Origin of the sequence: Saccharopolyspora sp. CA-218241 (genome assembly GCF_050954615.1) — a bacterium.
GTDB lineage: Bacteria > Actinomycetota > Actinomycetes > Mycobacteriales > Pseudonocardiaceae > Saccharopolyspora > Saccharopolyspora cebuensis.
The window spans coordinates 3,430,840-3,446,115 of sequence record NZ_CP191860.1; the positions used below are offsets into that span (position 1 = coordinate 3,430,840).

A 15,276-nucleotide genomic window follows, 5' to 3' on the forward strand; every position below is an offset into this window, starting at 1 on the left:
CCCGCCGCGCGGTGGCGGACCGGCCCGCCACCGCGCGCGGCGAAGCGTTCCCCGCTGCGCCAATTTTCGGATACTCTCATCATTCAGATGTTGCCAACATGGGAGTACCGATGAGCGTGCCCGAGCTCGACCTCACCGACCCGGACGTCGCCCGCGATCCGGTCGCCGCCTACCAGCGACTCCGGGAGCGCGGGCCCGTCGCGCGCCTGGCGGCCCCGGGCCTGCCCGCGCCGTGGGCGCTGACCCGCTACCGCGAGTGCCGGGCGATGCTCGGCGACCCGCGCTTCGAGCTCAGCCCCGCCAGCTTCGCGATGCGCCCGACCGACCTCCCCGAGGACCTGCTGCCCTACCTGCGGACCATGCAGGAGACCGAAGGCGCCGAACACCTCCGGCTGCGCAGGCTCGCCGCCCCGGCCTTCACCGCGCGCCGCGCCACCGGGCTGCGCCCGCGCGTCCAGCGGATCGTCGACCAGCTGCTGGACGCCCTGCCGGAGCACGCCGAGGGCGGTGCGGTGGACCTGTCGGCGCACTTCACCCGGCCGCTGCCGATGGAGGTGATCTGCGAGCTGGTCGGCATCCCCGAGGCGGACCGCCCCCGCTGGCAGGAGTACGGCGCGGCCGTCGCGACGGGTGCGGGACCGGCGCTGGCCGCGGCGATCCCCGGCGTCATCGCCGACGCCCGCGCTGCGGTCGCGCACCGCACCGCCGAACCCGGCGGGGACCTGCTGTCCGAGCTGGTGCGGATCCGCGACGAGGACGGCGACCGGCTCAGCGAGGTGGAGCTGGTCGCCCTGGTCTGGCAGCTCGTCCTGGGCGGGCAGACGCCGGCGAACCTCATCGCCAACGCCGTCGGGACGCTGTTCGAGCACCCCGACGCCCTGGCGGCGCTGCGCACCGGACCGGAGCTGCTGCCGCGCGCCGTCGAGGAATCGCTGCGCTGGTGCGGCCCCCAACTGCTCGCCATCCCGCGCTTCGCCCGGGAGGACGTCGAGGTGGCGGGCGCGGAGGTGCGCGCGGGCGAGATGGTCATCGCGGTGCTCAGCTCGGCCAACCGCGACCCCCGCGCGTTCGCCGACCCCGAGCGCTTCGACATCGCCCGCGAGCCGACCCCCGGTCACCTCGGTTTCGCCCACGGCCCGCACTTCTGCCTCGGCGCCTCGCTGGGCCGGGTGCAGACCGAGGTCGCGCTCGGGAGCCTGCTGCGCCGCTACCCAGCACTGGCGCCGGTGCGCGTCCCGGAGCGGCAGCCGGATCCCGGCACCTGGCGCCTCCCCGAGCTCACCGTGACGCTGTAGCGCCGCGAACCCGCCCGCACCGTCACGCGGACCACGCGCGAGGGCGTCCCGACGTGGACGCGGGCGCCCACGTCGGTCGGCCAGGGCGGCAGTGCGGTCACGCCCCCGGAATCGGCTTCGCGCCCGGATTCCGTCGAGGAGGAACGTGGTGCGGCGTTCGTAGTCGTCGCGGTGCGGGCGGGTTCCGTGCTTGAGGGCGAGCGCGTTGTCGACGACGAGCGCGTGGAGGTCGTCCGCCGCGAAATCGGGCCGCAGCGCGCCGGATTTCCGTCCCGCGGCGACGAGCTCCTCGTTGAACCCGCCCGCCGTGCGGCAGATCTCCATGAGCTGCCGCGAGTGGGGGTATTCCTGCAGCAGGACGTCGTTGACGGCGGGTCGGCGGTACTGCAGGTCGCGGATCGCGGTGAGGTACTGCGCGATCCGCTCCCCGGCGTCCGGCACGGACCGGGCGCGGTCGATGATGCGGAACAGCTCGGTCGCGACGAGCTCTTCGACGACGGCCTCGATGAGGCCGACCCGGCCGCCGAACCGGTTGAAGATGGTGGCCTTGCTGACCCCCGCCGCCTTGGCGACCTCTTCCAGCGGCACGGTCAGGCCCCGGTCCCGGAAAGCGCCGATCGCGGCGCTGCGGATCTGCTCGGCATTGCGCTTGGCGTCGGCGCGCAACCGGGGTTCCGCCGCACCGGCCATGATCATCACCGCCACAACAAGTTGACTCGGTGGGTCAGCTTACCTAGGGTCGGCGGCGAACGCGAAACTGACCGGACGGGTCAATTTCTGACCCGGGCGACCGGCCGGCGCACCGAGATCGCGCCGGCTCGGGTTTCCGCACGCAGGAAAGGGCAGGGACATGATCGTCGTCACCGGCGCGACCGGGGCGCTCAACGGCGCCACCGTCGAGCACCTCCTCCAGCGCGTCCCGGCCGACCAGGTCGGCGTCAGCGCGCGCGACGTCACCAAGGCGCGGCACTTCGCCGAGCGCGGTGTGCGCGTGCGGCAGGGGTCCTACGACGACCCGGAAGCCCTGCGCGACTCCTTCACCGGCGCCGACCAGGTGCTCCTGGTGTCCTCCAGCGACCCGACAGCCGATGTGGTCGGCCAGCACCGCACCGCGATCCGGGCTGCCGTCGCGGCCGGGGCCCGGCGGATCCTGTACACCAGCACGGTGGGCGCGGCCGCCGACGCCCCGTACCCCCGCTCGCCATCCACGCCGCCACCGAGGCGATGCTCGCCGACTCCGGAGTCGCCTGGACCTCGCTGCGCAACGGCTTCTTCGGCGACCTCGACCGGTTCCTCGGCCCTTGGCGGCGGACCGGCGTGATCGCGGGCCCGGCGGACGGTCCCGTGCCGTGGGTCGATCGCGCCGACGCGGCGGAGGCCGCCGCGATCGTCCTCACCGGTGACCGCGCCTTCGACGGCCCCATCACCCTCATCCCGCCCCACCTCGTGACCCTCGACGATTTCGCCCGGATCGCCGCCGAACTCACCGGCCGCACCGTCGAGCGCGTCGTCGTGGACGACGAGCGGTGGATCGCCGACCAGACCGCGAACGGCACCCCGGAGCAGGTGGCCCGGTCCGCGCTCAGCCTGTTCCAAGCCACCCGCACGGGCCACTTCGCGCGCGTCGACCCGCTGTTGGCCGAACTCCTCGGTCGCGCACCGCGCAGCGCCGCCGAACAGCTCGCCGACCACCTCCCGGCGTGACCGCCGCTGCGCCGGTCAGGCGGCGGGCCGGTCCTTCGGGCGGCGGCCGACGAGCAGGGTGATCGGCAGCATGGCCGTGGCGATGATCGCCGCGCACAGGAACGCGGTGCGCGCCCCGCCGACGTCGGTGCCCGCCGAGGCCTCGGCCGAACCGATCGTCATCAGCGTGATGAACAGCGCCGTGCCCGCCGCACCAGCGACCTGCTGCAAGGTGCTCACGATCGCGCTGCCGTGCGACACCTGCTCGCCGGGCAGCATCCCGAGCGCGTCGGTGACCAACGGCGTCAGCATCAGCGAGATACCGCAGACCAGCACGACGTGCATCGCGATGACCACCCACAGCGGCGAGGACTCGCCGAGCCCGGTGAACGCCCACAGCGCGCCGCAGAGCACCACGGCGCCCGGCGGTACCAGCGGACGCGCCCCCACCTTGTCGTAGAGCCGCCCGATGACCGGGCCCAGCAGCCCCATCGCGAGACCGCCCGGCAGCACGGCCAGCCCGGTGGTGAACGCGCTGGCGCCGAGCACGTCCTGCAGGTACAGCGGCAGCAGGATGAGCACGCCGAACAGCGACATCATGCTGAGCACCACGAGCACGATCGAGGTGGCGAACGGCCGGTTGGCCAGCGGGCGCAGGTCCAGCAGCGCGCCGCCGTCGGCCTGCAACCGGATCTGCCGCGCCACGAACGCCACCATCGCGATCGCGCCCACGGCCGTCGGCAGCCACGGCGGCACCGCGGAGCCGCCGCGCGCGGACTCCCCGATGCTGCTCAGGCCGTACACCAGTCCGCCGAAGGCCAGCACCGAGAGCACCACGGAGAGCAGGTCCAGCGGCACGTACCGGGTCTCGGCGTCGATCCGCAGCCGGGCCGCCCCGGCGGCCAGCGCCACCAGCGCGATCGGCAGCACGATCCAGAACATCGAGCGCCAGCCGAGCGTGGACAGCAGCAGCCCGGACAAGGTGGGGCCGAGCGCGGGCGCCACCGCGATGACGACGGTGATGGTGCCCATCGTGGCGCCCCGGCGTTCGGCCGGGATCAGCCGGATCACCGACGTCATCAGCAGCGGCACCATCACCGCCGTGCCGACGGCCTGCACGATCCGCCCGGTCATCAGCACCCCGAAACCGGGCGCCAGCCCGGAGATCAGCGTCCCGGCGGCGAACGAGCTCATCGACGCCAGGTAGATCCGCCGGGGCGGGAAGCGTTGCAGCAGGAACCCCGTGATCGGGATGACCACCGCCATGGTCAGCAGGAATCCGCTGGTGAGCCACTGCGCGGTGCTCACGCTGATGCCGAGGTCCACCACGAGCACGGGCAGCGCCACGCTCATGATGGTCTCGTTGAGGATCATGACGAACGCCGAGCCGACCAGCAGCCAGACGACGAGGGCGGCGCTCGCGGACGACGGGGGCGCGGCGGTTCCGGGCGCGCGGTCGTTGGCGGCGGTGGTCATCGAGGGGTCTCCTGTCGTGAGGCCGACCGCCGACGGTGGTCGCCGGACGGCGCGGAACCCCGACGACGCTACCGGCGGGTCCCGACACCCGCGACGCAATTTCGCCGTCCGCCCGCCCCGGTTCGCCGCGGGCGGACGGCCGTGCCCGGTCCCGGCGGACCGGGCCGGGTCATTCCTCGATGCCGAAGTGCCGCGCGGTGCCGGCGAGCACCATCACCTTGCGGACCCGCTCGCTGGGCTCCACCCGCAGCGGCCGGTTCCGGTTCCGGGCCCGGTCGGCGGCCTGGAGCAGCACGCCGAGCGCGGACGAGTCGAAGAACGCGACCCCGGTGAGATCGGCGACGACCGGGCCGGTGCCCGGGTCGTCGAGCAGCTCCTCCAGCGCCGCGGCGAACCGGGGGCTGGTCATCAGGTCGAGCTCACCGGAAACGACGAGTCGGCGGGCGGTTCCGGACGGCTCGCCGCCGTCGAACTCGACGCTGAACCCGGCAGGGACTTGCGGTTCGGGGGCGGACATCCACCATCTCCTCAGGGCTACCGACGGGACTTCCGGCTCGCGCCTGGGTTCTCAAGCGTGACGGAGTCCGGCGAGCGTAGCCGACCACCGCGCGCAGCAGTTCGTGCCACCGCCCGCTCGGCGTGCCGACCGCTCCCCGCCGTGCAGCCACCCGGTTCCGCGTCCCTCCCACCGCGTCCTCCCGCTTCGTTCCGTTCCGACGCGGCGATGTCTACCCGGGACCTCCGACGGTCAAACGGCCGCGGTGCGCGGCGATCCCCGATTCAGTCCTCAGTGTACTGATCATCGTCGCTGGTGATCGTCGGCGGATCCCACCGGCGATCACCGGATTGCGACCTCGGCCACAGCGCCTCGGCCCGCACCGCGGCGGGGATCCGCACCGCTGCGCGGATCCCCGCCGGGCGGCGAACGCACCCGCGCGGGCGGTCAGTCCAGCGGGAGCACCGGCGGCGTGAGCTCCCACCCGGTGTCCCCGCTCAGCGCGGAGGCCACCGTCGGGTGGGGGGCCACGGCGGCGGTCCACCCGGCGGCGCGCAACGCCCGGTCCACGCACACCGGGCCGTCGACGACGCGGAACGCGACGCCCCGGGCCGCCGCCCGGTGCTGGGCGTGGGACAGCAGTTCGAGCCCGGCGACGCCGAGGAACCCGACCTCGCTGAGGTCCACGACCACGGTCTCGGCGACCGAGGAGAGCCGGGGGGCGAGCAGCTCGTGCAAGCGGGGCGCGGTGCTCGCGTCGACGTCCCCGGCGACGTGCACGACGACGGCGGTGGTCGTCGGCCTGGAAAGCTTCAACCGGACTCCCGGCGCGGCGGTCTCTACCGCCCGCTCGGCTTCCGGGGTTCGTTCAGCGATCATGGTCATGTGCGGCTGCCTCCTGGATGAGCAGCCGGACGGAGGAGCTGTCTGTCGGTCCCGGGAGCGCGGCCGCTGCCGGCCGCCCCGGAAGAAGGACCAGCGACGGCTCCGTCAAGCTGCCGCGCTTGGTTTTCCACTGGGCAATCGGCTGTGCGCTCAACCGCTCACTATCACCCTACAGGTTGATCGCAACCCCTCCGGACGGATGAATCCCCGAACCGGTCGCGACCCCGGCGCCGACCTGCGCGGAACCGCTCACCGCAGCGTGCCGAGCACGGTCGTCGCACCGCGTTCGGCGCAGCGGACGACCTCCGGGTCCATCCCCCGCTCGGCGAGCACCGCTGCCGCCGCCCCGGCCTGCCGGTCACCGGCCTCGACCAGCAGGTGCCCGCCGGGGACGAGCCACTCCGGCGCCTCGGCCGCCACCCGGCGCAGCGGATCGAGCCCGTCGGGCCCGCCGTCGAGGGCGAGCCGCGGCTCGTGCTCGCGGGCCTCCGGCGGCAGCGCGCCGATCTCCCCGGTGGGCACGTAGGGCACGTTGGCCAGCAGCACGTCGACCCGGCCGCGCAGCTCGGCGGGCAGCGCCGCGAACAGGTCCCCGGCGTGCACGGTGCCGCCGACGGCACCGACGTTGTCCCGCGCGCACCGCACCGCCACCGGGTCCAGGTCGGCGGCGTGCAGCTCCGCGCCCGGCAGCTCGGCGGCCACCGCCACGCCCAGCGCGCCGGAGCCGCAGCACAGGTCCACCACCACCGCGCCGGCGCGGCCCCGGGCGACGGCCTGCTCGACGAGCAGTTCGCTGCGGCGGCGCGGGACGAAGACGCCGGGCCGCAACCGGATCCGCAGGCCCCGGAACCCCGCCCAGCCGAGCACCTGTTCGAGCGGCAGACCGGCGGCGCGGCGGGCGAGCAGGGTGTCGAGCTCGGCGGGCGAGCGGGCTTCGGCGCGCAGCAGGTGGGCTTCGTCCTCGGCGAAGACGCAGCCCGCCGCGCGCAGCTCGGTGACGAGCGAGGAGTGGGAACGATCGGGCACGGGCGCCCTTCTGCCGCTGATCGGGTGCGTCGACCCTACAGGGCGAGGCTTTCGCCGCGGCGCAACCGGTGCAGCTCGGTCGGGGGGCGGCGCCGGTCCAGCTCCGCCTCGAAGTTCGACACCGGTGAGCGGAACAGGCCGTAGTCGTCGTGGTGGACGGGCACCACGCGTTCCGGTCGCAGCAGCTCCAGCAGGTCCACGCCTTGCTCGTGGTCCATCGACAGCAGCACGCCGAGGACCTGGGTGCCACCGAGGTGCAGCACCGCCACGTCGAGCTCGCCGAAGCGCTGCCGGATGGCGGCGAGCCCGCCGTGCATCACGGTGTCGCCGCTGAGGTAGAGCCGCTTCGGCGTCCCGCCCCCGGCCGGGTGGTACTCCAGCACGCTGCCCATCACCGGCGGCAGCAGGCGGTTCAGCGGTCCCGCGGTGTGCCGGGCGGGGACGGCGGTGATGCTCAGCGTCGCGCCGGACTCGATGAAGTCCTGCCGCGCCCAGGTCGCCAGCGGCACCGGCTCGGTGAAGCCGCTCTTGCCCAGTTTGGCCGCCGCGTGCCCGGTGGTCACGATCGGCACGTCGTGCGGCAGTTCGCGGCGGGCGGTCCGGTCGAAGTGGTCGCCGTGCAGGTGCGAGACCACCACGGCGTTCAGCGGCGGCAGCTCGGCCGGGCGCATCGCGGGCTCGGTGCGCCGCCGGGAGAACAGGCCCTGCCCGAAGTAGGACCACCGACCCCGGTGCAGGAAATCGGGGTCGGTGAGGACCGTGAACGGCCCCAGGCGCAGCAGCGCGGTGGCGGTGCCGATGAAGGTGAGCGAGTCGGTCTCGAGCGGCCGCATGGCTCTCGCGTACCCGGGCGGGCGCGGTGGTACGCGGGGATTCCGGGTAGACCGGTGGGGTGGAACCCGCGGTGGCGGCCAGCAGCAAGTGGACCGACGAGGACGGGGTGCGGCAGCCGTGCGGTGATGTGCACGGGTGGCGGCCCGGGACGAACCAGGCGCTGTGCGGCGTCCCGCTGCACCGGGCGGGCCTGGCCCGCTTCCCGCACGTGTCCTGGCGCGATGCCCGGTGGCTGGCCGGGACTGCCGGCGCGCGCCTGCGGTTGTGCCCGCGCTGCGACGCGGCGGCGGGCGGTCGGCGCGGGAGCGGCTGGACGCGGCGGAACCCGCGGCCATGACGCCTCAGCCCGGGACGACCTCGTCGCGCAGCGCCCGCTTGAGCAGCTTGCCCGCCGCGTTGCGCGGGAAGTCCTCGGTGCGCAGCCAGACGTGGGCGGGCACCTTGAAGGCGGCGATCCGCTCGCCCAGGAACCGCCGCAGCGCCTCGGCGTCGAGCTCGACGCCGGGCTCGGGCTGCACGACGACGCCGACCTCCTCGCCCAGCTCCTCGTGCGGCACGCCGACCACCGCGCAGTCCCGCACCCCGGGGTGCTCGAACACCGCCGCCTCGACCTCGGCGCTGTAGACGTTCTCGCCGCCGCGGATGACCATGTCCTTGGCCCGGTCCACGACGTGGATGAAGCCCTCGTCGTCCAGGTGCGCGAGATCCCCGGAGCGCAGCCAGCCGTCGGGGGTGATCGCCTCGGCGGTGGCGTCCGGGCGGTTCCAGTAGCCGACCACCACGTTGGGGCCCTTGATCCACAGCTCGCCGATCCCGCCGGTGGGCACCTCCTCCCCCACCGCGTCGACCACCTTGACGTCCACCACCGCGACCGGCGGTCCGACGCTGTCCGGCTTGGCCAGGTAGTTCCCGGCCGCGTTGATCGAGGTGGCGGAGGAGGTCTCGGTGAGCCCGTACCCGTTGGAGAACCCCCGGTCCGGCATCGACGCGACCATCCGGGTCAGCAGGTGCGGCGGTGCAGGGGCGCCACCGGAGCCCGCGGTGCGCAGGCTGGACAGGTCGCGGGTGGCGAGGTCGGGATGGGCGCACATCTGCCAGAGCTGGGTGGGCACGCCGGTGAAGTGGGTGACGCGGTGCCGCTCGACCAGCCGCAGCGCCTCGGCCGGGTCCCACTTGTGCATCAGGACCAGCGCGCCGCCGGAGCGGAAGGTGCTCACCAGCACCGAGTGGCAGCCGGTGGCGTGGAACAGCGGCACCGGCAGCAGGCTGGTCCGTTCCGGCTGCGGGGCGAGCGCTTCCTCCAGCGGGGTGCCGCCGCGGAGCGCGCCGAGCGCCGCGCCGTAGGCGACGCTGACCGGGTTGGTGCAGATGTTGCGGTGGGTGCCGACCGCGCCTTTGGGGCGGCCGGTGGTGCCGGAGGTGTAGAAGAGGGTCGCCAGGTCGTCGGGCCCCACCTCGGCATCGGGCAGCGCGGCGTCGGCGGGGATCGCGCCGAGCACCGCGTCCCAGTCGGCGGCACCGGCGGGCAGCGGCCCTTCGGGGCGCACCACGACCAGATCGATGCCGAGGTCGGCGGGGATCGCGCCGAGCAGCTCGGCCCGCCTGCCGTCGGCGACGAGCACCGAGGACCCGCTGTCGCGCAAGGCGAATTCGAGCTCGCCCGCGGTCCACCACGCGTTGAGCGGTACCGCGACGGCGCCCAGCGAGGCGGCGGCGAAGAACGCCACCGACCACTCCGGGTAGTTGCGCATCGCCAGCGCCACCCGATCACCGGGCGCGACACCGCGTTCGGCCAGCCGGTGCGCGAAGGTCGCGACCGCGGCGAAGTGCTCGGCGTAGCTCAGCCGCTCGTCCTGGTACCGGATGAAGTCGCGGCCGCCGAACTCCCGGGAGTCCAGGACCAGGGCGCGCAGGCTCTCCGGGGCGTGCCGCCAGGTGCGGACCCGCCTGCCGCCGAGGTCGCGCTCCACCATTTCGAACGGCATCCCGGGCGCGGTCAGCGACCTCCGCAGCGCGTCGAGCTCGGTCACGGGACCGCCCTCCCTCGGGTGGATCCGAACTGATCGACCGTTCTACAAGTTATGGCGCGGCGCGCGCACCGGTCAACACCCGCGATCACGGATCGACCCGGTGGACGATCAGGAAGTCCGGCGCACCAGCACCAGCCCCGCTCCCACCGCGAGCACCGCCACGATCCCGGCGAACACCACGCCCGCGGGCACGATGCCGAACGCCTGCGCGGCGGCGCCGACGCCGATCACCGGCAACGACAGGGCGACGTAGAGCACCACGAAGAACGCCGAGGACACCCCGCTGCGCTGCTCGGCCGGCGCACCGGAGGTGACCGAGGTGAGCCCGGACCGGAAGCTCATCCCCTGCCCCAGCCCGGCGACCACGGCCCCGAGCAGGAACGCCCACAGCGACCGGGTGCCGATCCCGGCGGCGACGACCAGGACGCCCGCGGCGAGCACCGCGCACCCGCCGACCAGGCAGCGGTGCCGGTCCAGCGACTCCGACGCCACTTGGCCGATCGTGGAGCTGCCCAGCAGCACGAACACGACCGCACCGGTCACCGCGTGGTCCTCGATGCCCAGCACCCCGGTCAGGAACAGCGGGGAGACCGAGGTGAACAGCCCCAGCACGGCGAAACCGGCGAAGCCGGCGATCGCGGCGGGCACGAAGGTGCCCCGGACCTCCGCCGGGACCGCGAGCCGCTGCACCCGCAGGCGGACCCGGCCCGCCGGTCGTCGCACCGGCTCCGGCACGGCCAGCAGCGCGGCGCCCAGCAGCAGCATCAGCACCAGGTGCACGGCGTAGGGCAACCGCAGCGGCCACGGCGCGAACTGCGCGAGCACCCCGGCGGTGACCGGTCCGAGCCCGAGCCCGAGCATGTTCACCGCCGCCGCGAGCAGGCCCGACCGGCTGGCGCGCCGCGCGGGCGCGAGGTCGACGATGGTGGCCGTCGCCGTCCCGGTGAAGATCCCCGCCGAGATCCCCGACAGCACCCGCCCGGCGAACAGCGCGGGCACCGCGTCGACCAGGAACACCGCACCGCTGACCACGGCGAAGGCCACCCCGGCGCCCAGCACCGGGCGTCTGCCGACCCGGTCGGAGAGGTCGCCGACGAGCAGCAGGGCGGCCAGCACCCCCACCGCGTAGGCGGCGAAGACGAGGGTGACCACCAGCCCGCCGAAGCCGAAGTGGCGCTCGTAGATCGGGTAGAGGGGCGTGGGCAGGGTGGTGCCGATCATGCCGACCAGGAACACCACCGCTACCGTCCACGCCCCGGCGGCGCGGCTCACGGGTCAGAGCATCGGGGGGCGCGGGCGGTGCTGCACGCTCACCCAGTGATCGGTGGTGAACTCCTCGATCGCCCACTCCCCGCCGAAGCGCCCGACACCGGAGTTCTTCTCGCCGCCGAAGGCGGTGTTCGGTTCGTCGTTGATGGTGGTGTCGTTGACGTGGGTCATCCCGGCCCGGACCGCGAGGGCGAACCGCACGCCGCGCTCGGCGTCGCCGGTGAACACCGCGCTGGACAGGCCGTACTCGGTGTCGTTGGCCAGGTCGAGGGCGTGCTGCTCGTCCTCGGCGCGGACCACGGTGGCGACCGGCCCGAAGACCTCCTCGTCCGCGGTGGCCACGTCGTTGCCCCCGGTGAGCACGTGCGGCGGCAGCAGCTGCCCGCTGGGACCGCCGGGTTCGCCGGAAACCAGCAACCGCGCGCCCTGGGAAGTGGCGCGGGAGACCTTCTCGCGCACCGAGTCGAGCTGGCTGCGGTTGATCACCGGACCGATCCGCGTCTCCGGGTCGGCGGGGTCGCCGCAGCGCAGGTCCCGGGCGCGGGCGGCGACGCGCTCGGCCACCTCGTCGTGCACCGCGCGGTGGGCGATGATCCGGTTGGTGGCCATGCAGACCTGGCCCTGGTGGAAGAACGAGCCGAACACCGCCGCGTCCACCGCCCGGTCCAGGTCGGCGTCGTCGAGCACCACCAGCGGACCGTTGCCGCCGAGTTCGAGGCCGAGCTTGGTCAGCGGCGCCTTCTCGGCGATGCCGCGGCCGACGGGGGTGGACCCGGTGAACGACACCACCCCCGCCCGGGGATCGGTGACCACCGCGTCGCCGACCTCGCCGCCGCGGCCCACCACGACGTTGAGCAGTCCCTCGGGCAGCCCCGCCTCCTGGTAGATCCGGGCGAGCAGCAGGCCACCGGTGATCGGGGTGTCGCTGGCCGGCTTGAGCACCACGCCGTTGCCGACGGCCAGCGCGGGCCCGACCGAGCGGTTGGAGAGCTGCAACGGGAAGTTCCACGGGCTGATCACGCCCACGGTGCCGACGGGTTGCCGGTAGACCCGGTTCTCCTTGCCGTCGATGAGGGCGGCGGGCAGGATTCGCCCGGTGACCCGCGCCGGGTAGCTCGCGGACTCCAGCATCACGGCCCGGACCGCCATCCACTCCCACTGCGCGCGGGGGCGGATCGCCCCGGCCTCGCGGACCAGCCAGTCGACGATCTCCTCCTCGCGGTCCGACATGATCTGCGCGGCGCGCACGAAGACCTCGGCGCGTTCCGCGGCGGTCCGCGCGGCCCAGTCGCGCTGCGCGCTGGCCGCGGCGGTGTAGGCGGCGTCCACGTCGGCGGCGTCGGCGTGCTGGATCTCCACCAGCGTTTCCCCGGTGTAGGGGTTGACGTCGGTGGCGGTCGAACCGGCGCGTCCGGTGACCCACTCGCCACCGATCGGCATCCGGTCGAAGCCGTCGTACGGTGCGGGGGCCTGCGGTTCGGATGCCACGGTGCTCTCCTCACTGCGCTCGACGATTCCGCCTCCCGGCGTACCCGCGCCACCACCGCCCGAACCACCGCGCCCCGGCCTCGTCGGGGCGAGCATCAGGTGTCGAGCTCCTCTCGCCACACGGCCGAGCGGCTCTGCTGCGGAACACGGGTGACACCAACCCGGGAGCGCTCAGGACACCGCGGACACCTGCCGATCCCCGGAGGCAGGCGCCGAACGACGATCACAGCGCCACCGCCGACACGAGGAGGCCGAGAACCGTGAACGAGACCTACCCCGCCCTCGAACTCACCGAGATCGGCGAGTTCACCGCCGACACCCTCGGGGACATCGGGTCGATCCCGGACAGCCTCATGTTCTTCTTCAGCTAGGTGATTCATCCCGGAAGCCCGCCACCGCGTGCAGCTTCCACCGTGAGTGAGGGGCACCTTCATCCGGCATAGTCGGATGAAGGTGCCCCTCACTCACGCCCCTTCCGGGCGCGGCGCGGTGCCGGGGCCGTGGTGGGTATCGGGGCCGTGGTGGGTATCGGGGCCGTGGTGGGTGAAGGGGCGGGCGGCGATCACCAGGGCGAGGGCGCCGGTGAGGACGCCGAGGGCCAGCGCGGCGCGGCTCGACGCGAGGTCGGCGGCGAGACCGGCGGCGGCCGATCCGGCGGCGTTCCCGGCGCCGAAAGCGGTGATCATCCAGGCGTGCGCCTCGGTGATCGTGCCCGCCGGGGCCAGTCGGCCGACGAGCGCGAAGGAGCAGGCGAGCACCGGCGGCAGGGCGAGACCGCTGAGCACCGCCAGCGGTGCGGTGCCCAGCAGTCCCGGTTGCAGCACCAGCGGCGCGTAGCCGACGGCCAGCCCGGCCAGCAGCGCGCGCAGCCTGCGGTGCTCGTCGGCCGGGCTCGGGGCGGTCGTGTAGGCGATGCCGCCGATCAGGGCGCCGAGCGCGTTGGCCGCGATCAGCCAACCAGCGGCCGAGGGCGCGCCGAGGTGATCGGTGTAGGCGGTGATCCCCACGGTGAACATGCCGATGGTGGCGCCGACGAACAGCAGCGCCACGAGCAACCGGACCAGCGCCGCCGACCGCAGCGGACCGGCCGGGTGCGCTCCCGCCGCCGGACCGCCCCGCCAGCGCCGCGCGGGGGCGGCGGTGGCGAACCAGAGGCTGCCGAGGAGCCCGAGCGCCCCGGCGACCAGCAGTCCGGCGCTGGGACCGCCCGCGGCGGTGGCCGCGAGCACCACGAGCGGGCCGGTGACGAAGACGAGCTCCTGGGTGGCCGCGTCCAGGGAGTAGGCCGTGCGCACCGCCTCGTCGTCCCGCAGCACCGGGGACCACAGCACCCGCAGGCACGGTTCGAGCTGCGGGGTCGCCGCCCCGGCCAGCGCCGCCCACCCCGCCGCGGCGAGCGGGTGCGCCACCGGGTCCAGCAGCGCCAGGCCGACGAAGCCCGCCGCCGAGGCGGCGCCCGAGCACAGCAGGACCGGCGCCTGCCGGGTGCGGTCGATCAACCGCCCGAGGACGGGTCCGCCCACCGCCGCGCTCGCCGCGTACACCGCGGAGAGCCCGCCGGCGGCGGTGTAGGTCCCGCCGCGGTCGAGCACGGCGAGCAGGATCGCCAGGGCGGCCATGCCGGTGGGCAGCCGACCCAGCAGCGAGGCCGACAGCAGTCGGGGGACGTGCGGACTGGTCAGGACCTCGACGGCGGGCGCGAGGCGGGAGGGCGGCGCGGCCACGGGTAACTCCTCCACCGATCGGTGCTTCCCGCGGGCCGTCGGGGCCGCGCGGGCAGGACGGGACCGATCAGGAGCGGTTCACCAGGCGGAGTCGCCGCGCTCGTGGTCTTCGCCGTAGAGCGGGAGCGCGGGCACGATCCAGCCCGCGGCGGCGGGCGGCGTGATCAGCACGATCGGCACCCTACTGCGGAACCGGCGGCGCGGTCCACCGGTTTCCGGGCCGGCGGTCCTGCCACCGGCCCGGAAACCGAGATCACCAGCGAACGGTGCGCAGGTAGCGGAAGCCGACGCGGGCGGTGCGCATCGGGTCGGTCGGGTTGTCGTGCTCGACGATGAACTCCCGCGCCCGCGCGTGGTCGAACAGCTCCGGGAAGTCGATGGTGCCGGTGCCCGGATCGACCATCTCCCCCGCCGCCGAGCGGTCCTTGACGTGGAGCTGCGGGAACCGGCCGCGGTGCGCGTCGACCAGCGCGACCGGGTCCTGGCCCGCGTGCACCGCCCAGTAGACGTCCAGCTCGAAGTGCACCAGGCGCGGATCGGTGCGGTGCAGCAGGATGTCGAACGGCCGGTGCCCGTCGACGGTGGCGAACTCGTGGTCGTGGTTGTGGTAGCCGAACCGCAGCCCGGCGCGGCGGCAGCGGTGACCGGCTTCGTTGAGCTGGTCGGCGAACCGGCGCCACCCGTCGGCGGTGTCGAACTCCGCGTACGGCACCGCGACTCTGCGGTGCCCGAGGGCGCACGACTCCTCGATCAGCGCGTCGATGCCGCCCTCCAGCCCGGAGTGGCCGGAGGTGGCGCGCAGGCCGAGGTCGTCGAGGACGGACCGGAACTCGGCGGCGGTGCGGCCGTGCGTCCCGGCGGTCTCGACGGTGCGGTAGCCGATGTCGGCCAGCTGCCGCAGCGTCGGGACGAGGTCGGCGTCCAGCAGCGAGCGCAGCGTGTAGAGCTGGATGCTGATGGCCTTGTGCGGGATGCGGCCGGGGTGGTGGCTCGCGGCTCCGGTGGAGGCACCGGCGGCGGCGAGCACCGCGGCGGTCTGCAGCAGGGTGCGGCGGGGCAACGGCATGGGG

General features: G+C 74.3%; 14 protein-coding genes and 1 pseudogene. 4 read left to right on the plus strand and 11 right to left on the minus strand.

Going from position 1 to position 15,276, the window contains the following annotated elements:
• The first annotated feature begins 110 nt into the window (after positions 1-110).
• On the plus strand, positions 111-1,295 hold the full coding sequence (locus ACQP0T_RS16380) for a cytochrome P450 family protein (RefSeq protein WP_433868839.1): 1,185 nt from the start codon (positions 111-113) through the stop codon (positions 1,293-1,295).
• A 507-nt stretch (positions 1,296-1,802) separates the two neighbouring features.
• Here the strand turns inward: ACQP0T_RS16380 and ACQP0T_RS16385 are convergent.
• A pseudogene (locus ACQP0T_RS16385) lies at positions 1,803-1,991 on the minus strand (TetR family transcriptional regulator); the annotation flags it as partial.
• Positions 1,992-2,145: 154 nt separating this feature from the next.
• Between ACQP0T_RS16385 and ACQP0T_RS16390 the strand changes: the two are divergent.
• Together ACQP0T_RS16390 and ACQP0T_RS16395 are read left to right on the plus strand one after the other, a co-directional pair.
• On the plus strand, positions 2,146-2,616 hold the full coding sequence (locus ACQP0T_RS16390; RefSeq protein ID WP_433868840.1) for an NAD(P)H-binding protein: 471 nt from the start codon (positions 2,146-2,148) through the stop codon (positions 2,614-2,616).
• On the plus strand, positions 2,520-2,999 hold the full coding sequence (locus ACQP0T_RS16395) for a hypothetical protein (RefSeq protein ID WP_433868841.1): 480 nt from the start codon (positions 2,520-2,522) through the stop codon (positions 2,997-2,999). Before ACQP0T_RS16390 ends, ACQP0T_RS16395 begins: the two co-directional genes overlap by 97 nt.
• 15 nt (positions 3,000-3,014) lie before the next feature.
• Here the strand turns inward: ACQP0T_RS16395 and ACQP0T_RS16400 are convergent, their stop codons facing one another.
• From ACQP0T_RS16400 to ACQP0T_RS16420, 5 genes are all read right to left on the minus strand, one after another.
• A complete protein-coding gene (locus ACQP0T_RS16400; RefSeq protein ID WP_433868842.1) occupies positions 3,015-4,454 on the minus strand; it encodes a DHA2 family efflux MFS transporter permease subunit in 1,440 nt (479 codons plus the stop codon).
• Between the two features lie 169 nt (positions 4,455-4,623).
• Positions 4,624-4,971: an STAS domain-containing protein gene (locus ACQP0T_RS16405; RefSeq protein ID WP_433868843.1), complete on the minus strand. Its 348-nt coding sequence runs from the start codon at positions 4,969-4,971 to the stop codon at positions 4,624-4,626.
• A gap of 426 nt (positions 4,972-5,397) precedes the next feature.
• Entirely contained in the window at positions 5,398-5,766 is a 369-nt protein-coding gene (locus ACQP0T_RS16410) for an STAS domain-containing protein (RefSeq protein WP_433868844.1), read from the minus strand.
• Positions 5,767-6,084: 318 nt separating this feature from the next.
• On the minus strand, positions 6,085-6,861 hold the full coding sequence (locus tag ACQP0T_RS16415; protein WP_433868845.1) for a putative protein N(5)-glutamine methyltransferase: 777 nt from the start codon (positions 6,859-6,861) through the stop codon (positions 6,085-6,087).
• A gap of 35 nt (positions 6,862-6,896) precedes the next feature.
• Positions 6,897-7,694 (minus strand): MBL fold metallo-hydrolase, encoded by a 798-nt coding sequence (locus ACQP0T_RS16420; protein WP_433868846.1) that lies wholly within the window; start codon positions 7,692-7,694, stop codon positions 6,897-6,899.
• Positions 7,695-7,753: 59 nt separating this feature from the next.
• On the opposite strand from ACQP0T_RS16420, the gene ACQP0T_RS16425 reads away from it, so the two are divergent.
• Positions 7,754-8,032, plus strand: a complete 279-nt coding sequence (locus tag ACQP0T_RS16425; RefSeq protein WP_433868847.1) for a hypothetical protein — start codon at positions 7,754-7,756, stop codon at positions 8,030-8,032.
• Between the two features lie 4 nt (positions 8,033-8,036).
• Here ACQP0T_RS16425 and ACQP0T_RS16430 read toward each other — a convergent pair whose 3' ends face one another.
• From ACQP0T_RS16430 to ACQP0T_RS16450, 5 genes are all read right to left on the minus strand, one after another.
• On the minus strand, positions 8,037-9,725 hold the full coding sequence (locus tag ACQP0T_RS16430; protein ID WP_433868848.1) for a class I adenylate-forming enzyme family protein: 1,689 nt from the start codon (positions 9,723-9,725) through the stop codon (positions 8,037-8,039).
• Positions 9,726-9,833: 108 nt separating this feature from the next.
• Positions 9,834-10,997 (minus strand): MFS transporter, encoded by a 1,164-nt coding sequence (locus tag ACQP0T_RS16435; protein WP_433868849.1) that lies wholly within the window; start codon positions 10,995-10,997, stop codon positions 9,834-9,836.
• 3 nt (positions 10,998-11,000) lie between these two features.
• Positions 11,001-12,482, minus strand: a complete 1,482-nt coding sequence (locus ACQP0T_RS16440) for an aldehyde dehydrogenase family protein (RefSeq protein ID WP_433868850.1) — start codon at positions 12,480-12,482, stop codon at positions 11,001-11,003.
• 464 nt (positions 12,483-12,946) lie between these two features.
• The gene (locus tag ACQP0T_RS16445; protein ID WP_433868851.1) at positions 12,947-14,206 is read right to left on the minus strand and encodes an MFS transporter; all 1,260 of its coding nucleotides are present in this window, start codon (positions 14,204-14,206) and stop codon (positions 12,947-12,949) included.
• Between the two features lie 253 nt (positions 14,207-14,459).
• Complete coding sequence (locus ACQP0T_RS16450; RefSeq protein WP_433868852.1) at positions 14,460-15,272, minus strand: sugar phosphate isomerase/epimerase family protein; 813 nt, start codon at positions 15,270-15,272, stop codon at positions 14,460-14,462.
• Positions 15,273-15,276 lie beyond the last annotated feature (4 nt).